Genomic DNA, 22,122 nt, shown 5'->3' with positions numbered 1-22,122 from the left:
AGGTAGGCCACCCGCCGTGGATTCCGGTTGACGGCCCTTGTCGCGCCCTCGGTGAACCCCATACGATCGCCGACGCCAAGCACTCCCGCCTGAACAGGCTGGAGCCTCTCTTTTGTCGTCACGGCGTCAGCACGCCCGTCATCGCCCGCGACACCCAGATGTCGTGTGAATCGGCGTGGGCCTCGGTGAGGCCGCGGCCGCGCTCCGCGGTGACCTGAACGTAATAATGGCCGCCGGGCTCGAGGAAGCCGTCGGGGATCGTCACCTCCGTGAATTCGGTGCGGATGCTGCCGAGCGAGCGGCGCTGGACCGGGCCGTCGATCCCGTCGACATCGTCGAGCGTGCGGATCGTGATCGTGTAGACATCGGGCGCGCCGAACTTCGGCGCGGTGAAGCTGATCGTCGGATTGACCCCGACCCCCTCCAGCGACTCGTCGGGCGGGACCTCGACCCCGTTGACCGCGAGGTCGCGCACCAGCCCCAGCTTCGGCACGATGGGCCCCGCCGCCAGGTCTGCCAGGCGCCCCTGCACGCTCAGGTCGGCCGCCAGGTAGTCGAGCACGCTGCCGCCGCCCGGATCGGCGACGAACACGTAGCGCGAGCACTGCACGATCAACGTCGGCGTCCCGTCGCCGGGGTACGGGTTGCCGACCTCGAGCTCGACCACGCGGTCGCCCGGCGTGACGAACATCGTGTCGCATTGATCGCCCATGCACTCCGGGTCGACCGGCGCGTCGAGGCCGTACACGTTGATCCCGCCGAGGTTGGGCGTCATGCCGACGATCGGGTGATCCGTGCCGGGCTCGAGCACCGCCGCGACGAAGCAGCCGACCGACTTGAGGTCGGCGTCGTAGATCTGCAGCTCCGCCATGAACTCGCCGGCGCGCACGTCGAGGCTGACGACCTCGCTGGCGACCGTCTCGAACGCGCCGGTCACCGCAGTCGCCGCGCCGGCCGTCATCGGCGACAGCGACAGCTGGGCCGCCTCGCCCAGCACGTAGCGCTGCGCGAACGACCACGGGTCTTGCAGCTCCGCACCCATCGGCTCGGGCACCAGCGGCCCCGCGACCAGGTGGCCGAGCCACAGGTCGTCGCCCTTGCCGGGATCGATCAGCGGCCAGCCGACCCGCCCCGTGTCCGGCCGCCACGCGATCGTCCATGCCCCGATCTCCGTCGCGTCGGGCTGCGGCGAGCCCGACATGTCCGAGGGGTTGAAGTTGGGGAACACCAGCAGCTGCGTGTCGGTGTTGTACGAATACAGCTCGAACTGGTCCTCCGGTCCGAGCGGCAGCATGTCGCTGGCCGACACCGTCACCGCCGTGGCGCCGTCGTCGGTGGACGCGACGTCGGGCCGTCCGGCGAAGGTCCGCGCGTAGATGTCGAGCACGCGCGCCGGGCTGACCGTCACCTGCTGCGGCCCCGGCAGCCCCGGCAGCTCGGCCTGCGCCGGCAGCCGCGTGCGCAGCTGATACACCGCCTCCGGCACCCCCGCGAACTCGAGCCGCGCCGCGGCCTCGGCGTAGACCCCCGCGTACGTCTGACCCACCGCGACGATCGCCAGCTCCACGTAGTCGAGCAGAGGGTCGCGCGCCGCCGCGATCTCCGGCCCGCCGAGCGGGCGATACGTCCGCGTCGCCGGGGCGATCACCCCGTCGAATTCCTCCTCGTCGCCGGTCGTCGGCGTCGGCGTCTCGCTCGTGCTGGTCGGCGTCTCGCCGGTGCTGGTCGGCGCCTCGCCGGTGGTGGTGCCGCTGCTGCTGTCGCTCGCGGTGCTCGGCGTGTTGGCGACCGGCGGCGGACAACCTGCGAGGACGACCGCGAGGCCGAGCGCGCCGCCGCCTTTTTCAAATAAGCTCAGGGAGAGGGCATGCGCCTCATTGCAGCAGATCGGCGCAGGCGTACAACCCTCTCGCGGACGCGCGACCTCCCGGCCGCCATCGCTCCGACCTGCCTGGATCGCAGTCCGCCGCGAGCGCGGCCGACCTCGGCCCTGTCGCGGTCGCCGTTCCTGCTCGCGGGCGTGGCCGACCTCGGCCCTGTCGCGGTCGCCGTTCCTGCGCGCGAGCGCGGCCGACCTCGGCCCTTTCGCGGTCGCCGTTCCTGCGCGCAGGCCTCGGCCCTGTCTCGGTCGCCGTTCCTGCTCGCGGGCGCGGCCACCTCACCCGGCCCCGTGCCTGCGGCGCAGCTGCCCGCTCCACGAGCGTTTCCGCGCGATCACCTGCCGGCCTGCGGAGGGCCGCCGGCCCCGCGACTCGGGCATCATCGGCGCCCGTGCTCGCCCGCCGCCACATCGGGGCCGCGCTGGCGATCGCCGCGATCGCCGGCATCTCCTGCCTGATCCGCCTGCCCGGCTTCACCGAGGGCGGATTCGCCTCGCACGACGTCGGCGGGATCCTCTACGAGGCCATGCTGCTGCGCGCCGGCGGCCTGCCTTACGTCGACGCGATCGAGCTCAAGGCCCCGGGCACCTTCTACCTCGCCACCTTCCTCGCCGGCCCCGAGGCGCGGGACATCGCCGCGTTCCAGATCGCCGCCAACCTGGTCGCGGTCGCCTCGCTGCTGGTGCTCGCCGCGCTCGCCTGGCGGCTGTGGGGGGCGCGCGCGGCCGTCGTCGCCGCCGCGCTGTACGCCCTGCACGACGCCCACCTCGACAGCATGGACGCCAACTACGTCACCTGGGCCCAGCTGCCGGCGGTGGCCGCCGGGCTGTGCGCGGCGCGGGCGGCGACATGGCGCGAAGACCATGCCCTTCGAGCAGGTCCTTTCGGACATGGCTCTTCGGCGGGGTGATGTGCGGCCTGGCCGCGCTGTGCAAGCAGCCCTCGGGCGTGGTCCTGCTGCCGGTCCTGTTCTGGGCGGTGTGTCCGCCCGGGCGCCGCGACCTCCGCGCCGGCCTCGCCGTGCTCGCCGGCTTCCTGCTCGCGCACGTCCCTGTCGCCCTGCACTACCTCGCCCGCGGCCAGCTCGGCGCGCTGCTCGGCGGCTACGTGTGGAACCCGTGGGGCTTCGAGTACATCGCCCACAACGCCGCCGGCACCGGCCCGGCGCGCGCGGCCTGGGAGTTCGCCGCGGCGGCCGTCCACTTCCTGGCCCTGCCGCTGGCGCTGGCCGCCTTCGCGGTGGCGGCCCGTCCTCGAGGACATGCCCCGAAGGACATGTCCCAGGCCCCCGCCGACGCGTCCGCCCCGGCTCCCCGAGGACATGACCCGAAGGACACGTCACCGCCCCCCGCCGACGGTCATGCCCCAAAGGACATGTCACAGGCCGCCGCCGATGTTTCCTCCCTGCCGGTTTCAAGCCCCCTAGGACATGTCCAGAAGGACATATCATCCCTTTCCCTCGACGCCGCCCCGGCTCCCGGCCCGTCAGAAAAACATGCCCCAAAAGACAGCCGACATGTCCCCGGGGCCATGCGCTTCCTGCTCGCCTGGACCGCGGCCGCCATGCTCGCGGCCGCCACCGGCCTGCGCTTCTACAAGGGCTACTGGCTCGGCGTGCTGCCGCCGCTGTGCCTGCTCGCCGCGGCCCCGTGGGGGGCGAGCGCGCCGGCCCTGTGGCGCCGCGGCTGGCCGCGCCTGATCGTCGCCCCCCTGGTCCTGGCGCTGACGATGCGGGCAGCCTGGGCCCTGCGCCTGACGCGAGACGATCGCGCTCGCCCCCACGACGAGGGCGCCCGCGCGATCGGCCGCTGGCTCGGCGAGCGCACCGGCCCCGACGACGCGATCTGGGTGTGGGGCTGGCACCTGTGGGGCGTCCACGCCTACAGCGGCCGCCTCTCGGCCAGCCGAATCTACAAAACCCTCGGCCTGCTGACGACCACGCCCGACGACACCTGGCGCAGCCCCGCCGGACCGGCCAAGGTGCTGACCGACGGCCGCGCCGCGCAGCAACTCCTGAGCGACCTGGCCGCCGCCCCCGGCCTTCGTCGTCATCGGCGGTACGGCCCCCAAGCACGAATTCCCGGCCCTGCGCCGCTTCCTCGCCGATCGCTACGTCCGCGACCACGGCCTCCGCTTCGGCAAGGTGGAGATCTGGCGCCGCGCCGACAGGTGACGCGGCGAAAGATCGACCGATCGCAGAGAAACCCGCGCTCTGGCGCCGTCCCGCGGCGGGGCCGACATTCACGGCATGCGGACGCGGCGGAATTTTCGTCGAGGCTTAACCCGGCGCGCGGTGCTCGGATGGGCCGGCCTGACCGGCCTGGCCGCGTGCACGCCCCGACCCTCGCCTGCCGCTCCGCAGGAAAGAATTTCGATGGATCTCGACATCGTCATCGTCGGCGGCGGACCGGCCGGCCTGAGCGCCGCGCTCGCCCTCGGGCGCGCCCGCAAGCGCACCCTCCTGTGCGACGCCGGCGAGCCGCGCAACGCCGCGGCCGCCCACATCCAGGGCTTCGTCACCCGCGACGGCACCCCGCCCGCCGAGTTCCGCCGCATCGCCCGCGCCGAGCTGACCGCCTACCCGAGCGTCGCCGTGCGCGACACCCGGGTCCAGGACATCGCCGCGCGCGGCCCCGACTCGTTCGCCCTCACTCTCGGCGACGGCAGCCGCGTGACCGCGCGGCGCGTCCTGCTGTGCACCGGCCTCGTCGACGAGCTGCCGCCGCTGCCGGGCATCGCCGCCCTGTGGGGCAAGAGCGTCCACCTCTGCCCCTATTGCCACGGCTGGGAGTTGCGCGAGCGGCCGCTCGGCTACCTGAGCCCGAGCCCGGAGATGCTCGAGTGGTCGCTGCTCCTGCGCGGCTGGACCCGCGAGCTGGTGGTGTTCACCGACGACGCCTTCGCCGTCCCCGACGACACGCGCGCCCGCCTGGCCCGCGCCGGCGTGGCGATCGAGACGCGCAAGCTCGCCCGACTCGTCGGCGACGACGCGTTGACCGCGGTCGAGCTCGCCGACGGCGCCCGGGTCGCCATCGAGGGCCTCTTCGTGCGCCCCAGGCAGCACCAGGTCGGGCTCGTCACCGCCCTGGGCCTCGCGCTCGACGAGCACGGCTTCGTCCAGGTCGACATGCACAAACAGACCTCGCACCCGGGCGTGTACGCGGCCGGCGATCTCACCACCGGCCTGCAAGGCGCCGTGTTCTCCGCGGCCGCCGGCTACCAGGCGGGCGCGATGATCAACCACGCCCTCACGATCGAGCTGGCGCTGGCCGGCCAGCTCGACGCATGAGCGCATGGACGATGCTGGCGCTGCCGCATCCGCATCGCTTCGAGTGACGCGAGCCGCCACCGCGAGTGATGCTCGCGCCCGCCGCGAGGGATGCCGCATCCGGATCGCTTCGAGTGACGCGAGCCGCCACCGCGAGTGATGCTCGCGCCGCCGCGAGGGATGCCGCATCCGCATCGCTTCGAGTGACGCGAGCGCCGCGAGGGATGCGGCATCCGCAGTGATACGAGTGACGCGAACCGCAACGGAGGATGCTCGCGCCGCCGCGAGGGATGCCGCATCCGCGACGCTCGCGCGATAATCACCCGCATCCCCACTTCACGCCCGCGGGCGGCGATGCTCCGCGCGCCAGGCTGCCGGCGTGCAGCCGTGCTCGCGGCGAAACATGCGGATGAAGTGCGTCGGATCGAGGCCGCCGACCCGCCCCGCGATCGCCTCGACCGTCTCGTCGCTGGTCAACAGGCGACGCCGCGCCTCCGCCAGTCGACCGACCGCGATCCACTGCTGGGCGGTGCGCCCGGTGGCCACGCGCAGCGCCGTCGTCACGTAGGCCGGCGAGCGGTCCAGCGCCGCCGCCACGTCGCGCAGCGAGATCGGCGCCAGACAGCGGCGCTCGATGTACCGCAGCGCCTGCGCCACCAGCGGCGCCTGCGTCGACTCGCCGCCGACCGGCGTCGCGCGCACCACCTCCGCCAGCACCAGCGTCAGCAGGCTGCGCTGCACCTGCGCCTGCAGGGCCGTCGGCGCCTGGGCCGACTCCTCGCGCAGCTCGGCGATCACCCGCCGCAGATGCTCCTGCCGCTCCGCGGGGATCGGCAGCACCGCAGCGGCGCCGGCCCGCACGCGCTCGAACGGATCGAGCAACCCCGCGTGCTCCGAGGCGGCCAAATAGACCGGATCGAAGCCGACCCCCCACGCCTCGGCCCCGCCGCCGCAGATCGTCCGGTGCGCCTCGCCGGCCGGCACGATCTGCACGTCCCCCGCCGCGACCCGCACTCGCCCGCGCTGCTCGACCTCGGCGCGGCCGTCGACGTAGAACACCACCGCCGAAAACCCGTGCACCACCGGCACCTGCGGCCCCGCGCACCGGCCGACGTGATGGTGCCGCACGAACACGGGGCGGTCGTCGGGCCGGCGATCGTCGATGCGCATGCTTCAGGCGTAATGCAACCGGGAAGCTTTTGCAATCCGATTGCAGGTCCGCGCCATTCCGTCGCAGCCGCCCGCCTCCGCGCCGACGACGCCTCCGACTCGCCGGTCCGACGACCCGGGCTCCAGCGACCGTACGCGAGCGACCCCACGCGAGCGAAGGAGCGTTCGCAAGTCCCGGCGAAATCGCCTCACCAAACCCAGGCCGCTCGCGGCGAGTGATTCAATCCTCGACCCACTCACCCGCGGACCACCTCCGGCTCTCGTCCCACCCCCAAGTCACCCGGTCGGCTTCGCGCTGGCCGACGACAGGCTCTCGGGCCCTGGAAGCATGTCCCCGCCGAAAGCTCCGCCGACGCCCCCCGAGCGCATCTCCGGCCCCGTCTCGTACGCGCATGTGAGCCGCTGCACGGCCCGCCCCGCGCCTCGCCGCCGCGCTCGCGGTGCGTGATCGATCGGCCCCGCGTGTCCGCACGTCCGCTGCCCTCGCGCCCGTGAGCCTCGCCCCCTGGCGAGCGCCCGCGGCCTTCCGCTATGGTCACCGTCCACTCCTATGTCGACACCGCGTCTGCTGTTCGTCCCGCTCTTCTTCTCCCTCGCCTGCGGCGGCAGCGACCCGGGCGGCAGCACCGGCGGCACCGACGATTCGACCACGACCGGCCCCGGCGCCTCGACCGGCACCACCGACACCCCGGGCCCGACCAGCACCGGCGTCGACCCGACCACCCCGACCTCGACCACCTCCGCCACCACCACCACCGGCGACACCGACACCACCTCGACCTCGAGCCCCGTCACCTCGACGACCACCAGCACCACCGACGGGCCCGACACCACCGCGACCACCACCACGAGCGACACCGACACCACCACCGAAGGCCCGGTCGACGGCTTCCTCATCGGCGTCCACACGGCCGACGTCTCGCCGAGCGACGCTCACCTCGACCAGAACGTCTACATGGGCGCCTACGGGGCCCCGTTCACGCGCGGCCCGGCCCAGGGCGTGCATGACGCGGTCTTCGCCCGCAGCTTCGCCATCGAGGGTGACGGCGGCGGCGTCATCATGGCGATCGTCGACCTCCCGGGCATGGGCAACCAGAACACCCGCGCCGTGCGGCAGAAGGTCGCCGAGCTCACCGGCCTCGACGAGGCCCAGATCCTGGTCGGCACCACCCACAGCCACTCGGCCCCCGACCTCATGGGCCTGTGGGGCGGCGTGCCCGGCGACTACCGCGACTTCATCAACGACGAGATCGCCCACAGCATGGCGGCCGCGTGGGACGCCCGCGTGCCGGCCACGCTGGCGGTCGCCACGATCAAGGCGCCGAACAACAACCGCCGCGGCTGGGGCTTCACCGACGACGACATGACGATCCTCGACGCCAAGGACCTCGAGGGCAACCGGATCGGCACGCTCGTCAACTTCGCCGCCCACCCGGTCATCCTCGGCGAGGACAACAAGGAGATCTCGTGCGACTACGTCGGCTACTCGGTCCAGAAGATCGAGGCGGCCCTCGGCGCGCCCGCCAGCCTGTTCAACGGCGCCCTCGGCGACGCCACGCCGAAGGTCCCCGACGGCCAGTACCCCGACGACTTCGCCCGCGCCCAGGCCTACGGCGAGCTGCTCGCCGATATCGCCATCGCCGCCGTCGAGACCGCCGAGCCGGTCGAGGGCTCGCTGGTGTGGTCGCACACCGAGTGGGAGCAGGGCGTCGACAACCTGCTGTTCCAGATCGCCGCCCAGCTCGGATCCTCCAGTTCGACTTCGAGTCGATGGGCCTGTCGCAGGTCGTCACCACCCAGAGCACCTACTTCCGCCTCGGCACCCAGGTCCAGGGCGTGGCCTTCCCCGGCGAGTCGCTCACCCGCAACGGCCTGGCGATCAAGGAGACCATGAAGGCCCCCCACAAGATGATCCTCGGCAACACCGGCGACGCCCTCGGCTACTTCATCCCCAGCGACGAGTGGCAGACCGGCAAGAACGACAACTACGAGGAGACCGTGTCGCTCGGCAAGACCGCCGGCGACACCGCCCGCGACAAGATCAACGCCCTCGTCACCGCCGACAACGCCAACTTCTGAGCGCGGCAAAAAACCTGCGCCCAAGGACATGTCCTCCGGGTCAGCCGCTTCTGGGCCGGACATGTCCCTTCATGCCGGCCCGGAGCGCCCGCTCAGCCGGCCCCGGGCACCCGGGCCGGGCGGCCACCGCCGGGCGAGATCACCCGGAACGTGACGCGCACGTGGTCGACGTGCCCGGCGCTGTCGGCCACGGTGATCGGCAGGACCCAGTCGCCCGGCGCGGAGAAGTCGATGTTGAGCGTCCACTGCGTCCCGTCGGAGTTGGTCGGCCAGGCGTCGGGGTAGAACGTCTTGCCGATCGCGGTGGCCGGCGGGACCGCGGCGTCGAACGTCAACATCAGCGGGAGCGTCGGCATCCCCGCCTCGGCGGTCTCGTCGACGGCGGCGTCCTGGTCGTCGACCACGAAGCCGGACCCGGTGCGGACTTCGAGGGAGATCCGCGTGCGCCCGGGGGCCGAGGGCCAGGCGAAGTTGCTGTTCGGGAACGGCGAGAACTCGAGCACGTACAGCCCGTCGTCGGTCTCGATCGGTCGACCGGCGACGACGAAGTTGACCATCCCGCCCGGCTCGCCCGACGGGCCCGGCGACGACTCCGGCGGGGCGCACCCGCCCGCGAGCAAAAGCGCCACCACAGTCCATCCCATGAGCCCGCCGAAGACGTTCGACATACGACCTCCTGGCGCCCAAGCGTAGGCCCGAGCCCGCGCCCGACCACCGCAGCGCTTGCGCGAGCCGGCCCCGCCGCCGGTACGATTTACTCGCGGCGCGCCCCCGCAGCGGGCGAGCGAGCGACATGCCCCAAAACCATGTCCTCGCGGCCATCGGAGCCGACGAGGTCAGCCGCCGCCCGCCCGACCCCGCGGCGCAGCGCGCCCTCAGCGGCCGCGCCGCCGGCTCCGGCAAGGACATGTCTTTTCGGACATGACACCCCGGCTCCCGCCGCGCACCCGCCGCGGCCGCGCCGCCCTCATGTCCTCTCGGACACCCCCGCTCGGTGACCTGCCTCTTCGGACATGTCGCCCGGCCCGCCGCGCGCCGTGCTCGCGCCGGGCCGAGCATGTCCTTGCGGGCAGGCTCATCTGTCCCTCCGGACAGCTCGGCTCATCCGGTGATGTCGTGCTCCTCGCGCCGAGCCGACATGTCCTTTCAGACAGCCTCGTCTGCCCCGCCGGGCAGCCGCCCCCTCAGGTGATGTCGTGCTTCTTCAGCAGCCGCTTGAGCTGGTCGCGGCTGCGCAGCCCGAGCTCGCGCCAGGCCCGGTCGCGCACCCCGCCGACGCGGGCCAGGGCCGCGACGATCTGCTCGCGCGACAGCTCGCGCGGGTCCGTCGAGTCGCTGCTGATGGGCGTCAGCGCCGGCGCCGGGCGAGCCACGAAGTCGGCGGGCAGGTCGATCAGCGGGCCCGAGCTGGTCGCCACCGCTCGCCACAGCAGCTCGGTGAGCTCGCGGGTGTGGGCGGTGAAGCGGTGGTGCGCCAGGGCCACCACCAGGCGGGCGCTCAGCGCCGGCTCGCCCTTGACGAAGAAGCGCTCCGCCAGCGTCGGGTCGCTCGCCGCGAAGCTGCGCAGCAGGTGCCGCGCCACCAGCACCACGTCCTCCGGCCGCTCGCCGAAGCCGGGCACGCGCACGCGGTGGAGGAAGCGGGCCAGGAAGTCGTGCTTGAGCTCGCCGGGCTGGCGGTTGGTGGCGGCCAGGATCCGCACGTCCGTCGCGCGCATCGACGAGTCGCCGAGGCGCTGGTACTCGCCGCTGTCCATCACCCGCAGCAGGCTCGCCTGCAGCGTCTCCGACAGCTCGCCGATCTCGTCGAGGAACAGCGACGAGCGGTCGGCGTCGCCGAACAGCCCGCTGCGATCGGGCGTCCCGGCGCTCGGATAGTCCTTGAGGTTGCCGAACAGCTCGGCGTCGATCAGCGGCTCGGGGATCGTCGCCGCGTTGCGGGCGATCAGCGGCCGCGCCCCGCGGTTCGAGGCGCCGTGGATCGCCCGCACCACCAGCTCCTTGCCGGCCCCGCTCGGCCCTCGACCAGCACGTGCCCGTCGCGCTGGGCCAGGAACAGGATCTGCTGCCGCAGCAGCCACGCCGCCGGCGACTCGCCGACCAGCCCGAACCGATCGGCCGCGCCGAACGGAATGGGTCGGGCCAGCCGCCCGTCCGCGGCCAGTCGAGCGGCCGCCGCGTCGCTTGCAGCACGAACCGCCCGACCGCCTCGATCGTGTCGCCGGGCCCGACCGTGGCCCCGCGGGTCGCCTGGTCGTTGATCCGCAGCTCGCCCTTGCCGATGCCCTCGATCGCCAGCTCGTCGCCCTGCTCGACGGTGATCCGGATCTGCCAGCGCGACACGCGGGCCGACTGGAACGGCCCGCGGTCCTCGCTCGCGAACGGACGCAGCCGCCGCAGCGTCAGCGGCAGCGAACCATCCTCGTAGCTCTCGACCGCCCGCCCGAGCGTGAAGCTCATCCCGCGCGCCGTCGGCGGCAACACCACCACCTCGCCGACCCGCTCCGGCTCGTCGTGCGACCACAACACCACCAGCGCCGGCGCGAACCGCTGCGGCGCCGTGAAGTCGCGGTCGTAGTTGGTCTCCGCCGTCTCCGACAGCGTCGACTCGTGCGGTTCTCGTCGACCCTGCATGCGTCGGCCGAAGTTATGCAGTTCGCCCGCGCGATGCCAGCGGGAAGCGTCCTTCCGCGAAATGCGCGATCACGCCCCCTGGGGCTGCGGGCCCGTTCGCCGCCGCCCCGACGTTCCCCGCGGACACCTGCTCGCCGACCTCTGCCCCGCGCCATCGGCCCGCTGCAGCCCGATCCGCCGCCGCCGCCGCCGCCCGACCTCGTCGCCGCGGCAGCGACTGCAGTCACACGGGGTCTCGCGCCGTCACTCGCCGACCGCACGATCGCTCGCGCACCCGCTCGGGCATGGGTCTCGAGCGCTCGCCTGACCGAAGGGTCGCGCGGGACGGATCGACGGGCCAGCGCGCCGCTCCACGGCCGACCGCAGGGTCCTCAATTTCGCCGCGCGGCTCGTCGACTGCGACGAGGGCGGGCGACGCCGGCGCGTCGATCGCCCGCGCCGGCCCGAGGTCCTGCACCCGCACGCGGCCGGCGTCGCCGACCCTCCCGTTGTCGAGCCCCGGGCCCCGATCGATCGGGCTCACGAGATGCCCGGGGCCCCGCGCCCGCCACCGCATTCAGCCCCGCCCGCCGGCAGACGCGCTCGCACGCCCCCGGACGCGTCCGCGCCCGCAGCCCCCGGGGCGCTCGTCCGCGGGAGCAACCTGTCCCTCGAGACATGCACCCTCGGCCCGCTCGCTGCGCTGTCTGTCTTTCGGGACATCCCACAAGACGCCGCGCGCCGGGCGGCGCGGATCGAGCATGTCACTCGGGACATGTCTGCTCCGCCAGGCCCCGCGCCGGGCCGGCGGGTCGCCGGCCCTCGCCTTCGCCCCGCCGGGCTCGCCGCCCTCGCCGCCCTCGTCCCGCGCCCGCGCCCGCCGCGGGCGCCCGGTCGCGCCGCGCAGCTCCGCGCGGCGGACATCGGCCCGTCGCGCCACCCTATGTCTCTTCGAACATGTTCGTTTCGACATCCTCGACTCCCCTCTCTCGACGCGCGAACGACCCGGAGCGCGGAGCGCCCCGGGGTCCTGGAAGGCCGTCCGGACGCCGCGGGGCCCGCTCCCTGGCGCGAGCGAAGCGGCGGCCCGAACGGTGGGCACCGGCGATCAACCCTTCAGATCGAGCCAGACGCACACGCCGACGTCGATGAAGATCGGCCCGCCGCCGCCCCCGCCGTCGTCGTCATCGTCGTCGTCGTCGTGGCCGTCGTCCCAGCGCGCCCCCTCGCTGCAGAACGCCGCGCCGTCGCCGTCGCACTGGCTGCGACAGGTCGCCGCGCGCTCGGCCTGACAGGCCTCCAGCGCCTCGGCCGAGCGCACGCGGTCGCCGAGCTCGTTGAGGCACAGCGGCGTCATCGCCTCGGCGGTGCAATTCGCCAGGCACTGCGGGCCCTGCTGGATCTCGCACTCGTAGTCGCGGTCGACCGCGAGCTGGACCTCGACGCAGATCATCAGCTTGATCGACTCGTCGTGGTCGTCGCAGCTGTCGCCCCAGCAGAACTCGGCCGTGGGCGCCGGCGTGGCCAGCGGCCGGGCCGCGCTCGCCGAGGGCGTCGCGAACGGGAGGGCGAACGCGAGGAGCGGAGCGGCCATCAACATCTTGCGCATCATGTTCAGTCCTTTCAGAGCGGCGCCGGTGTCCATTCCGTCGCCGCCCCGAATCGTACGTCGATGACCCCGAGGCGCAACCGCGTTATGTGGAGAGCCTCACGATTTATCATAGGAGTCACGGACTATCGACATTCACGCGGCGTCGGACGCCGAAGACGGCGCCGCCGGGGGCGTCATTCCGACGCCCCCGGCTCGGCTCCGTCCGCAGCGCCCCTGCGGCCGCGACGATCCGCCCCGAAACGCGGGGTCTACCCCCGCTCCGCCGCACGCCCGGGAGGACCCGAGACCCCCGACCTGTCCGTACTCCCCAGAACGTCAGGTCGCACCGGCCCCGGGACCGCCCGCGACGGGCCCTTCATCCGCGTGCAGGACGCGGACCCGTCACGCGCGCGGCGGCTCCGGGACGATTAACCGGCCTCGATGCCGACGCCGATGCACGCGAGAAGGTCCACGAACACCACGCCGCCGCCCCCGCCGTCGTCGTCGTCGTCATGATCGTCATGATCGTCGTAGTCGTCGTGGTCGTCCTTGTCTTTGTGTTCGCAATCCTCGTCGTACTCCGGATGTCCGGGGTTGCCGACGTTCTTGCAGTGGCCGAGCCCCGGGCCCGGGTGCCCGCGCTCGCAGAACGCGGCGCCTCCGGCCTCGCACTGGCTGCGGCACACGGCCACACTGTCGGTCTGGCACGCCGCCAGCTCGCGCGGGGTGGCCCGATCGCCCACCTCCGACAGGCACGCCGGGCCGACCGCGTCGAACGTACACGCGGCCAGGCACACCGGCCCCTTCCGCACCTCGCAATCGCGGTGCTCCTCCTCGCCGACCTGGGCCGCCACGCACAGATGGAGGTCGATCTCGATCGGCCCGCCGCCGTCGTCGCAATCGTCGCCCCAACAAAAACCGACCTCGGAGGCCGGGCTCGTCAGCGGCCGCGCCGCCGTCGCGCCCGGCAGCGCGAACGGCAATCCGAACGCAAAGGTAGTGGCTAGCATCAGGGTAAAACGAAGCATCTCTCGCAGGTCCTCCGGTCGCCGGCCATCCGCCGGGACGCACGGTCCGAATATTTCGTCGACCCTCCGCGGCCGCCACGAAACGGTGTGGAGAGGCGCAAGCGAGAGGCGAAGCGCGCGCGCCACAGAAGGCCGCGAAACCTCGCCAGATCGCCGAAGAACAGCGTTATTTGGCGGCGCGGCGCGCTCCGGACGGCGGCTCGGCCGCCGGTGCGGGTCTCCACAATCGAGCCCCCGTCGCTCGCGGTGCGGCCAATCGCCTACATCGGCGTCGGTGCCGGTGATCCCGCGAGTCTATACAATCGGCGGCCCGACCGCCGCGGCTAACTCCGCAGAATCGTTGCCGCGACCCGCGAGGCGCGGCGTATCGTCGCCGCCGCCCGCGCACCGCGGGCTTCGTCTTCGCCGCTCGCGCTACTTGTCGAGCGAGACGGAGCCGACGTCGAACACCTCGCCGGGCCTCATGTCGACCCCGAGGTCGGAGCCCATCGTGATCCGCCACTTGCCCTCGGACTTGAGGGCGATGCCGTAGGCGCCGAGCGGTACCGCGGCGAACGTCCACTCGCCCTTGTCGTCGGTCTTGCCGGTGAACTTGACCGAGCTGTCGGCGCACGGCGACTTCGTGAACAGCATGCTCGGGCTCGGGCACAGCTCGACCTCGACCCCGGCCACCGGCTGGCCGCCGCGCAGCAGCTTGCCCTTGAGCCCGCCCGTCTGCACCGGCCCGGTCGCGGGCAGCTCGGCCGGGCCCGCGCCGGCGACGGCCACGCCGACCACCTCGCCCGACAGCTTCGGCACCGCCCCCGATCGCCACTCGACCTTCGCGTCGCCCGGCCCGAGGATGGTCACCCCGATCTCGCCGCCCACCCACACGCGACCGCCGGCGTCGACCGCCAGCGCCCGCACGCCCTCGGACATGTAGTCCTTCTTCCGCCACACCTTCGTGCTCGTCGGCGTCGACAGCACGAGGTCGAACAGGTTGCGCGCGGCGATCGTGCCATCTGACCCGAGAGCCAGGTCGCTGTACGACGGGATGCTGCCGCCGCCGAGCTTGACCGCCGCCGCGTCGGCCGGCCCCGGCCCGAGCCGGATCAGCGTCGCCGAGGCCAACGCGTAGACCGTGCCGTCGGCCGCCCGCTCGACGCCCTCCATGAACAGCGGGTCCTTGATCTCGCTCAGGTCGAGGGTGCTCCACGCGCCCTTGTCCTTGACGTGGATCCGGTTCGACGACGCGACCCACACCTTGCCGTCACGGTCGACCGCGAGGCCGTCGATGGTGTCGTCGCCGGCCCCGATCGCCGCCTTCTCCTCGCGCGTCCACGCCTTGCCGTCCCAGTGCGACACGCCGCCGAAGCCGGCCACCCACAGGTCGTCGTCGGCGATCACGAAGAAGTCGTCGAGCGTGCCGGTCTCCCGGAAGTCGCCGCGCACGACCTCCTTGAAGCGGTCGGCGTCGAGCTTCGGCAGCTTGTAGATCGTCTCGAACCCGAGCACCCACAGCGCCCCGTCGCCGGCCACGTGGAGGTTTTTGATGAGCTTGTCGGGCCCGTCCTGGAGCGGCGTGAACTTGCCCTGATCGAGCCGCACGATCCCCTTCTTGTCGACGGCGAAGAACGCCGGCCCGGGCACCTGCGGCGCCGCCGGGAGCGGCGGCGGGATCGGCTCGACCGGCGCGGCCTCGGGCGCGCCCGCGACGGTCGCCTTCGCGTCCGCCTTCGCCTCGCCCTTCACCTCGGCCCCGGCGGGCGGGCTCGCCGGCGCCGCCGGCGGCGCGGGCGGGGCCTCCTGCGCCTCCGACCTGGCCACGATCGGCGGACTCGTCGTCTCCCCGCAGGCGAGCGCGAACGACCCGAACAACAGCGCGAGGGACCGGGGGGCTTGCGGCATCGCGCGCGAGCGTGCCACGCCGGCACCCGCCGCGAGAAGCCCCGTCAGGCGATTTCTGCGACTTCCCTGGCGGCCCGCGCCGCGGACCTTCGCCGCGCCGGGACATGCCCTTTCGGGCATGTCCCCAAAGTCACCTCGGCTCACTTGCGCAGCACGAGCGAGTCGTAGAGCGCCGGGCTGTCGGCCTGCAGGCCTTCGAACCACTGGAAGAACCTCGGCAGCGTCGCCTTCTGGTCGGGCGTCAGGTAGTCGAAGTTCGAGCCGCGGTCGTTGACCTCCCAGAACTCGGGCGTGTCGAGGTTGGCCAGCTCGACCCACATCGAGCGCAGGCGGCGGGGGTCTTCGTTGCGCATGTCGTCGGCGATCCGGCGGGCCAGCGAGGTCGCGCCGTACACCAGGTAGTGGGTGGCCAGCTTGATCTGGGCCTTCCGCACCCCGCGCAGCGCCTTGGCCTTGTCGGCCGACTCGGTCGCGTCGTCGACGGCGAGGAAGATCCGCAGCAGGTCGTCGTGGCACTCGCTGCTGAGCTGGAACGCCCGCTCGCACAGCGTGCCGATGTCGTGGGCGATCACCTCGGCCACGAACGCCATGTTGCGCTGGAACGCGACCCCCGAGTAGTAGCGCATGCGGTGCGCGATCTCGATGGCGCGGTCGGCCAGCGTCTTGTCGCGGTCGATCACCGTCGGCTTCGAGCGCTTGCCGATCTCGAGCACCGTCTCGCCGAGCTGGCGGTACTGGTGGAGGATGTTGTACGCGGTGCGGATGTCGGACGCGTTGAGGGTCGCGCGCAGGTACGTGTTGAAGAACTTGATCGTCAGGTCGAGCGCGCGCAGGTCGCCGTAGACCGACGCGGCCTCGCCGAGGCGGCGGGTGTTGATGGCGAGCAGGTAGCAGATGTCCTTGATCTGGCTCTGCCCCTCGGTGAACAGCATCTGGTACTGGCGCAGCACCTTCCACTCGAGCCAGGTCCGGCGGTGGCGCAGGTCGGTGATCGCCTCCGGCGACAGCGACACGAAGTCGGGGCTCTGGCGGTCCGGGATCTTGAACCACTCGAGCACCATGCCGTTCTTCATCTCGCCGTACTCGACGCAGAACTCGCGCAGCGCGTCGATCGTCGCCGAGACGATGTTCTTGTCCTTCTGCTGCAGCGCGTTGAGGCCGATGTTGGTCAGGTGCTCGACCGCCTCGACCGCGGAGCGCTGGCGCTGCTCGATGCTGATGGACTGGCGGCCGAGCTTGGTGGTGCAGGCGTCGAGGCCGTTGGTCTTGATGCGGCCGATGATCTTGTTCGGGTCGAGGAAGTCGAACACGTACGCGAAGTACGGGAACAGCAGCAGCAGGCTGGTCGTCATCAGCAGCATGGAGAACATCACGTCCCAGCGCGGGCCGACGTAGTCGGCCCCGTCGAGCGAGAAGTTCACCCACACCACGAACAACGTCGACACCACGAAGAACCCGAGCACCAGCATGTTGGTGCGGGCGCGGAAGAACAGCACCGTGATGTGCGGCGTGAACCGGGTCGCCGCCAGCTGCACGATGATGCTCGAGACGGTCAGCGCCAGGCCGAGGACCGCGGCCATCACCTCGCCGAGGCCGCCGACGGTGTTCTGCGCCTTCTCGAGGTCCTGGTGGACCAGGCGGTCGACCAGGCTCAGCTCTTCGGTGCCGGTGTACGACAGCACGTTGAGCCAGAACGACAGCAGGTAGAAGACCACGACCACCGCGCCGATCATCAGCAGCGGGACCGACCATGTCTTGAGGGCCAGGCGGTACTGCCCGCGGGCCTGCTGCCGGCGCCGCAGCTCCGCCTCGCGCGACTGGCCGTCGAGCGGCAGCCGGCGGAGGATCATCGACCGGCTGGCGTGCATCGTGTCGTCGAGCTTCTCCTCGCGCGTGACCGCGTTCGGCGACACGCTCGGCTCGTGCGGCCGCTGCGGCGGCTGCGGCGGCTGCGCTGCCTTCGGCTCGTCGTCCACGGGCGCCACGGTAGCAGAGGTCGAGCCGGCGGGGTTAGAGTGCCCCGGCCATGCTCCTCGCCATCGACGTGGGCAATTCCAACACATCCATCGGGGTGTTCGCGGGGGCCGAGCTGCGATGCGAGCTGCGCCTCGCCACCCAGCGCAACTGGACCCGCGACGAGCTGGCGGTCGCCGTCGAGCGCGTGCTTGCGCTCGTCGGCGTGCGCTTCGCCGACCTCCGCGACGCCGTCGTCGCCAGCGTGGTCCCTCCGGTCGTCGGGCCGCTCTTGCGGGCCCTCTCGCACTACGCGGGGCTCGCCGCGCTGGTCGTCGAGCCGGGTCTGCCGACCGGCATGCCGATCCTCTACGACCCGCCGCACGAGGTCGGCGCCGACCGGATCGTCGCCGCCGTGGCGGCCCACAGCCGCTACGGCGCGCGTGGCACCGCGGGCGCTTCCGAGCCGGCGCGCGGCGTCCTCGTCGTCGACTTCGGCACCGCCACGACCTTCGACGTCGTCACGCCCACGCCCGAGTACCTCGGCGGGGTCATCGCCCCCGGGATCGGCATCAGCGCCGACGCCCTGTTCGCCCGCGCCGCCAAGCTCCCGCGCGTCGACATCGCCCGCCCCGCCCGCGTCATCGGCACCAACACGATCATGGCCGTGCAGTCCGGCCTCCTGTACGGCTACGTCGGCCTGGTCGAGGGCGTGATCCGACGGATCTGCGACGAGCTCGATCACCCCGTCACGGTCGTCGCCACCGGCGGCTTCGCCCCCGACGTCGCCCGCGAGACCGACATCATCGACGTCGTCGACGACGCCCTCGTGCTCGAGGGCCTGCGCCTGATCCACGCCCTCCACCGCCCGCCCGCCGACTGACGCAAACACCGGCGCAAGCCGTGCGCTACGCCCGGCGCCCTCCACGCAGGCCCACCCTGCCTGCATGTGGTACGGTTCGAGCCGTGGAGGCCGCGCGCAAGCTCAAGACCTACGAGGATCTGCTCGATCTCCCCGAGGACGTGCACGCGGAGCTGCACGCCGGCGAGATCGTCGCGCAACCGGGAAGCCTGCCCCAGCACGGCCGCGTGCAGCGCAGCGTGGGACGATTCATCGGTGGCCCCTACGACGACGACACCGACGGTCCCGACGGCTGGTGGATCTTGCCCGAAGTCGACGTCCGCTTCTCGCGCCACGACGTCACCCGCCCCGACCTCGCCGGCTGGCGACGCGCGCGGCTGCCTTCCCCCGAGGACGTGCGCCCGATCGACGTCGTGCCCGACTGGATCTGCGAGGTCCTCTCGCCCTCCAACGCCCGCCACGACCGCGTGTTCAAGGCCCGCCTCTACGCCCAGCACGGCGTCCCCTACTACTGGCTGATCGACCCGGCCGAGCGGACCCTCGAGGCGTATGTCCTCAAGGACAGCCAGTGGCTGCGCGCCGGCGCCTGGGACGACACCGAGGTCGCCCGCGTCCCGCCGTTCGAGGCCGTCGAGCTGCCCATCGGAAAACTGTTCTTCCCGCGGCCGCCCACCTGACCTCTCCGCCATGTTGCACCCGCCGCTCAGCGACGCCCGGCTCGGCGCCCGCCTGCACAAGCTCGTCGGCCCCGGCGCCGGCCCGGCGCAGCGCGAGCTGGCGGCCCGCGCCCTGATCCCCGCGCCCGGCAGCGACACCTGGCTGATGCTCTATCAACTGTGGGCGCTCGAGCGACCGCCGCACGCCGACCTCGCCGGGCGCACCGCCGCCGAGCTCCCGGGCCCCACGATCTTCGCCGCCCTCGCCGACCCGCTGCTGCCCGCGCCCGCGCTCGACTTCATGGCCCGGCGGCGGCTCGGCCACGCCGACGAGCTCGCGGTGCTCGTGCGTCACCCGCAGGTCCACGCCGACACCCTCGCGCTGGTCGCCCGCTGCGGCCCGCCGCGCGCCTGCGAGGCGATCGCCCTGGCCCACCCGCGCCTGCTCGCCGCGCCGGCGATCCTCGCGGCGCTGGCCCGTAACCCGCGCTGCCCGAGCGCCGCCCTCCACGCGGCCGTCGAGCTCGGCGCCCGCGAGCGCGTGCCCGGCCTGCGCGGCCTGCTGCGCGCATTGCTCTCGGGACATGTCCCTCACGACAGGTCCGACGACCACGCCGCGCGCCAGCTCGCGGCCCTGCGCTCGCGCGCCGGCGAGGACCTCGAAGCCGCGCCCCCGCTGCCCGACGATCCGCCCGACGACACCGACCTGCCCGCGCCGATCGAGCTGGCGCCCGCGCCCGTCCCGGCCCCTCTCCCCCGTTTCGACCGGCCCCGCGACGCCGGCGTCGCTCGCGTCCTCGACCCGGCCACCCCGCTGCCGCTGGCGATGAGCCTGCTGTGGCGCCTGCGTCGCGCCGACCTGCGCCGCGTCGCCGACGCCCGCCGCCTCCCGCGACCGCTCGTGGCCGCCGCCCGTCGGAGGCTCGGCCAGCCATGAACGCCTCTCATTTCAGACCCGCGACGAATGATCGATCCGGCTCGGTCCCTGCGCTCACGGCCCGCCCTCGTGCCGCAGCCACGATCGATGTCTCGCGCGAGGCCTCGCTGCGAGCTCCGCCCCTCGACCCTCGTCGTGCCGTCGATCGGTGCTGGTCCCGCGCTCCGTCCTCGCGAACCCGGCCATCCGCGAGCGGCGCGCTCCGTCCTCGCGAACCCAGCCATCCGCGAGCGGCGCGCTCCGAAGTTCGCCCGCTCATGAATCACCGCTCGCGTCCCGCCTGCGCATGAATCACCGCTCTCGTCCGCATCGTGGCTCGCCCCGCGCATGAATCACCGCACGCCTCCCCCTCGCGGTTCGCCCGCTCATGAATCACCGCACTCGTTCCGCCTCGAGGTTCGCCCGCTCATGACCCGTCTCCGCACCGCGCTCGCGCGCTGGGGCGGCGCGCTGCTCCGCCCGCGCGCCACCGTCGCCTCGCTCGCCCCCGAGGACGGCCCGCGCGACGGCCTCCTCTTCATCCTCCTGTTCGCCGCCGGCGCGCACCTGCTGGCGCTCGGCGACGCCGCGGCCGACTTCGCCGCCATGGCCGGGCTGGCCGCCCTGCCCACCCTGCTGGCGGGCCTCACCGTCCTGATCCCGTGGCTCGTCACCACCCTCGCGGTCGAGGCGATCCTCGGCCCGCTGCGGGCCCACAGGGCCGCCCTGTGCATGTTGCCGATGCTGCTCTTGGTCGTGGTGGCGCGCCTCGCCGCCGGCCTCGGCCACCCGCTACCTGTCCCGAAGTACAGCATCGAGATCGCCGGGGCCGTGCTCGCGGCCGGCCTGGCGCTGTGGATCCGCCCGGCCGTCTGCCTGTCCCGAGAGACAGCCGAGCCCGCGCCGCCGGCCGGCCGCGCCGCCCTCGTCGTCGGCGCCCTCGTCGTGCTGCTGCCGCTGGCCAGCGCCGGCCGCGACGCCGCCGATCTCGCCGCCCACTGGCAGACCCTCGCGCCCGTGGCCGTCGGCGAGGCCGTGCCCGAGTTCCACGCCGAGGACCTCGACGGCGGCGACTTCACCACCGCCGACCTGCGCGGCGGGGCCCGGCTGCTGGTCTTCTTCACCAGCTGGTGCGGCGTGTGCAGCGACGAGATGAGCAAGTACGTCGCGGTCCACCACGAGCTCGCCGAGCGCGGCTTCGCCGTCGTCGGCGTCAATTGCGACCGCGAGGGCGACCAGCGGACGATCGCCGCCCGCTACCGCGACGACAAGCAGCTGCCCTTCCGCATCGTCCTCGACCGCGGCGCGATCTCCCGCGCCTTCCGCCTGTCCGTGTATCCGCACCTGGTGCTGGTCGACGCCCACGGGCGGATCCGCTGGGTCCACCAGGGCCGGGCGCTGGACAGCACCTTGCGCGCCGCCATCACCGCGGCCACCAGCCCCGATCCATGACCACCCGCACCCGCCTCGCACCCTTGCTGCTCGCGTTCGCCTGCGCCCCGACCGGCGGCGAGGACGACGGCCTCGACCGCCACCCTGCCCTCGGAGCTTGCCCCGAGGACATGTCCGATGCGCCATCCGACCCGTTCGCCGACTGCGTCGACGAGTTCGTGCCGATGGGCGGCGGCTGGGGCGAGGAGTCGTTCCCCGCCATCGTCCTCGGCGCGCCGGAGGCCGGCGAGAACGGCAACGCCGGCCTCGACGTGCTGTCGCTCGGCTGCGGCGGCCAGATCACCCTCTGGTTCGCCGGCGACGGCGTCGTCGACGGCCCCGGCCCCGACCTGCTCGTGTTCGAGAACCCGTTCGTCGTCGGCGACGGCACCTTCGCCGAGCCCGCGCGCGTGCTCGTGAGCGAGGACGGCGTCGACTGGCGCGCTTTCGCCTGCGACCCGGTCGGCGACGATCTCCTGCGCGGCTGCGCCGGCGTCGCCCAGGTCCGCGCCAACACCGGCAACGGCCTCGACCCCACCGACCCCGCGGAGGCCGGCGGCGACGCCTTCGACCTCGCCGAGGTCGGACTCGCGCGCGCTCGCTACGTCCGCCTCATCGACGTCGGCGACGCGTACGATCCGTCCGGCCAGTGGTGCAGCGGTCGCAGCGGCGGCTTCGACCTCGACGCCCTGGCCGCCGTCCACGCGCCATGAGCTTCCACCTCTACAACCGTCACGCGCAGGCCCACGTCGGCAAGCGCTTCCCCGGCGCCACCGTGCTCGACCTGA

The 22,122-nt window shown here is 72.9% G+C and carries 20 protein-coding genes; 12 read left to right on the top strand and 8 right to left on the bottom strand.

Translation table 11 applies throughout. The features are described from left to right. Positions 1-118: 118 nt before the first annotated feature. Positions 119-1,648: a hypothetical protein gene (locus tag OV079_RS46345; protein WP_267776379.1), complete on the bottom strand. Its 1,530-nt coding sequence runs from the start codon at positions 1,646-1,648 to the stop codon at positions 119-121. A gap of 623 nt (positions 1,649-2,271) precedes the next feature. Here OV079_RS46345 and OV079_RS46340 point away from each other — a divergent pair. Further along, positions 2,272-2,790, top strand: coding sequence for a hypothetical protein (locus OV079_RS46340; RefSeq protein ID WP_267776378.1), 519 nt, complete (start codon positions 2,272-2,274; stop codon positions 2,788-2,790). Positions 2,791-4,254: 1,464 nt separating this feature from the next. Beyond that, on the top strand, positions 4,255-5,169 hold the full coding sequence (locus tag OV079_RS46335; protein ID WP_267776377.1) for an NAD(P)/FAD-dependent oxidoreductase: 915 nt from the start codon (positions 4,255-4,257) through the stop codon (positions 5,167-5,169). A 315-nt stretch (positions 5,170-5,484) separates the two neighbouring features. Here the strand turns inward: OV079_RS46335 and OV079_RS46330 are convergent, their stop codons facing one another. Next, positions 5,485-6,318, bottom strand: coding sequence for a helix-turn-helix transcriptional regulator (locus tag OV079_RS46330; RefSeq protein ID WP_267776376.1), 834 nt, complete (start codon positions 6,316-6,318; stop codon positions 5,485-5,487). A 550-nt stretch (positions 6,319-6,868) separates the two neighbouring features. Between OV079_RS46330 and OV079_RS46325 the strand changes: the two genes are divergently transcribed. Beyond that, on the top strand, positions 6,869-8,212 hold the full coding sequence (locus OV079_RS46325) for a hypothetical protein (RefSeq protein ID WP_267776375.1): 1,344 nt from the start codon (positions 6,869-6,871) through the stop codon (positions 8,210-8,212). Continuing rightward, complete coding sequence (locus tag OV079_RS46320) at positions 8,209-8,397, top strand: hypothetical protein (RefSeq protein WP_267776374.1); 189 nt, start codon at positions 8,209-8,211, stop codon at positions 8,395-8,397. Before OV079_RS46325 ends, OV079_RS46320 begins: the two co-directional genes overlap by 4 nt. A gap of 92 nt (positions 8,398-8,489) precedes the next feature. On the opposite strand, the gene OV079_RS46315 is transcribed toward OV079_RS46320, so the two are convergent. Continuing rightward, complete coding sequence (locus OV079_RS46315) at positions 8,490-9,065, bottom strand: hypothetical protein (RefSeq protein ID WP_267776373.1); 576 nt, start codon at positions 9,063-9,065, stop codon at positions 8,490-8,492. A gap of 125 nt (positions 9,066-9,190) precedes the next feature. Between OV079_RS46315 and OV079_RS46310 the strand changes: the two genes are divergently transcribed. Beyond that, positions 9,191-9,322: a hypothetical protein gene (locus OV079_RS46310; RefSeq protein WP_267776372.1), complete on the top strand. Its 132-nt coding sequence runs from the start codon at positions 9,191-9,193 to the stop codon at positions 9,320-9,322. 259 nt (positions 9,323-9,581) lie between these two features. On the opposite strand, the gene OV079_RS46305 is transcribed toward OV079_RS46310, so the two are convergent. Then, the gene (locus tag OV079_RS46305; RefSeq protein WP_267776371.1) at positions 9,582-10,478 is read right to left on the bottom strand and encodes a sigma-54-dependent transcriptional regulator; all 897 of its coding nucleotides are present in this window, start codon (positions 10,476-10,478) and stop codon (positions 9,582-9,584) included. Between OV079_RS46305 and OV079_RS46300 the strand changes: the two genes are divergently transcribed. Beyond that, positions 10,430-10,825 (top strand): hypothetical protein, encoded by a 396-nt coding sequence (locus OV079_RS46300; RefSeq protein ID WP_267778902.1) that lies wholly within the window; start codon positions 10,430-10,432, stop codon positions 10,823-10,825. The genes OV079_RS46305 and OV079_RS46300 overlap by 49 nt on opposite strands. Positions 10,826-10,846: 21 nt before the next feature. Further along, positions 10,847-10,975, top strand: coding sequence for a hypothetical protein (locus OV079_RS46295; protein WP_267776370.1), 129 nt, complete (start codon positions 10,847-10,849; stop codon positions 10,973-10,975). Positions 10,976-12,118: 1,143 nt separating this feature from the next. On the opposite strand, the gene OV079_RS46290 is transcribed toward OV079_RS46295, so the two are convergent. The 4 genes from OV079_RS46290 to OV079_RS46275 all read right to left on the bottom strand — a co-directional run bounded on the left by OV079_RS46290 (position 12,119) and on the right by OV079_RS46275 (position 17,492). After that, positions 12,119-12,622 (bottom strand): hypothetical protein, encoded by a 504-nt coding sequence (locus tag OV079_RS46290; RefSeq protein ID WP_267776369.1) that lies wholly within the window; start codon positions 12,620-12,622, stop codon positions 12,119-12,121. Between the two features lie 407 nt (positions 12,623-13,029). Beyond that, entirely contained in the window at positions 13,030-13,629 is a 600-nt protein-coding gene (locus tag OV079_RS46285) for a hypothetical protein (RefSeq protein ID WP_267776368.1), read from the bottom strand. A 414-nt stretch (positions 13,630-14,043) separates the two neighbouring features. After that, a complete protein-coding gene (locus tag OV079_RS46280) occupies positions 14,044-15,516 on the bottom strand; it encodes a ligand-binding sensor domain-containing protein (RefSeq protein ID WP_267776366.1) in 1,473 nt (490 codons plus the stop codon). A 140-nt stretch (positions 15,517-15,656) separates the two neighbouring features. Next, entirely contained in the window at positions 15,657-17,492 is a 1,836-nt protein-coding gene (locus OV079_RS46275; RefSeq protein WP_267776365.1) for a DUF2254 family protein, read from the bottom strand. A 50-nt stretch (positions 17,493-17,542) separates the two neighbouring features. Here OV079_RS46275 and OV079_RS46270 point away from each other — a divergent pair, with 50 nt between their 5' ends. From OV079_RS46270 to OV079_RS46250, 5 genes are all read left to right on the top strand, one after another. Beyond that, positions 17,543-18,352, top strand: a complete 810-nt coding sequence (locus OV079_RS46270) for a type III pantothenate kinase (RefSeq protein ID WP_267776364.1) — start codon at positions 17,543-17,545, stop codon at positions 18,350-18,352. Between the two features lie 83 nt (positions 18,353-18,435). Further along, positions 18,436-19,008 carry a Uma2 family endonuclease gene (locus OV079_RS46265; protein WP_267776363.1) on the top strand — a complete coding sequence of 191 codons (573 nt, stop codon included), beginning with the start codon at positions 18,436-18,438 and terminating at the stop codon, positions 19,006-19,008. A 10-nt stretch (positions 19,009-19,018) separates the two neighbouring features. Then, positions 19,019-19,924 carry a hypothetical protein gene (locus OV079_RS46260; protein ID WP_267776362.1) on the top strand — a complete coding sequence of 302 codons (906 nt, stop codon included), beginning with the start codon at positions 19,019-19,021 and terminating at the stop codon, positions 19,922-19,924. A gap of 408 nt (positions 19,925-20,332) precedes the next feature. Next, entirely contained in the window at positions 20,333-21,355 is a 1,023-nt protein-coding gene (locus OV079_RS46255; RefSeq protein WP_267776360.1) for a TlpA family protein disulfide reductase, read from the top strand. Further along, positions 21,352-22,047: a cell surface protein gene (locus OV079_RS46250; protein ID WP_267776359.1), complete on the top strand. Its 696-nt coding sequence runs from the start codon at positions 21,352-21,354 to the stop codon at positions 22,045-22,047. The genes OV079_RS46255 and OV079_RS46250 overlap by 4 nt, the downstream gene beginning before the upstream one ends. The last annotated feature ends 75 nt before the right edge of the window (positions 22,048-22,122 follow it).

Source organism: Nannocystis pusilla (assembly GCF_026626665.1).
GTDB lineage: Bacteria > Myxococcota_A > Polyangia > Nannocystales > Nannocystaceae > Nannocystis > Nannocystis pusilla.
The sequence above is the reverse complement of the archived record's forward strand: the minus strand, read 5'-3'. Positions and strand labels throughout refer to the sequence as shown.

Bases quoted from the DNA above. Each gene is read 5' to 3' on its own strand.
- OV079_RS46335 (WP_267776377.1), top strand. From the start codon at position 4,255: ATGGATCTCGACATCGTCATCGTCGGCGGCGGACCGGCCGGCCTGAGC.
- OV079_RS46330 (WP_267776376.1), bottom strand. From the start codon at position 6,318: ATGCGCATCGACGATCGCCGGCCCGACGACCGCCCCGTGTTCGTGCGG.
- OV079_RS46325 (WP_267776375.1), top strand. From the start codon at position 6,869: ATGTCGACACCGCGTCTGCTGTTCGTCCCGCTCTTCTTCTCCCTCGCC.
- OV079_RS46320 (WP_267776374.1), top strand. From the start codon at position 8,209: ATGAAGGCCCCCCACAAGATGATCCTCGGCAACACCGGCGACGCCCTC.
- OV079_RS46315 (WP_267776373.1), bottom strand. From the start codon at position 9,065: ATGTCGAACGTCTTCGGCGGGCTCATGGGATGGACTGTGGTGGCGCTT.
- OV079_RS46310 (WP_267776372.1), top strand. From the start codon at position 9,191: ATGCCCCAAAACCATGTCCTCGCGGCCATCGGAGCCGACGAGGTCAGC.
- OV079_RS46290 (WP_267776369.1), bottom strand. From the start codon at position 12,622: ATGATGCGCAAGATGTTGATGGCCGCTCCGCTCCTCGCGTTCGCCCTC.
- OV079_RS46285 (WP_267776368.1), bottom strand. From the start codon at position 13,629: ATGCTTCGTTTTACCCTGATGCTAGCCACTACCTTTGCGTTCGGATTG.
- OV079_RS46280 (WP_267776366.1), bottom strand. From the start codon at position 15,516: ATGCCGCAAGCCCCCCGGTCCCTCGCGCTGTTGTTCGGGTCGTTCGCG.
- OV079_RS46270 (WP_267776364.1), top strand. From the start codon at position 17,543: ATGCTCCTCGCCATCGACGTGGGCAATTCCAACACATCCATCGGGGTG.
- OV079_RS46260 (WP_267776362.1), top strand. From the start codon at position 19,019: ATGTTGCACCCGCCGCTCAGCGACGCCCGGCTCGGCGCCCGCCTGCAC.
- OV079_RS46255 (WP_267776360.1), top strand. From the start codon at position 20,333: ATGACCCGTCTCCGCACCGCGCTCGCGCGCTGGGGCGGCGCGCTGCTC.
- OV079_RS46250 (WP_267776359.1), top strand. From the start codon at position 21,352: ATGACCACCCGCACCCGCCTCGCACCCTTGCTGCTCGCGTTCGCCTGC.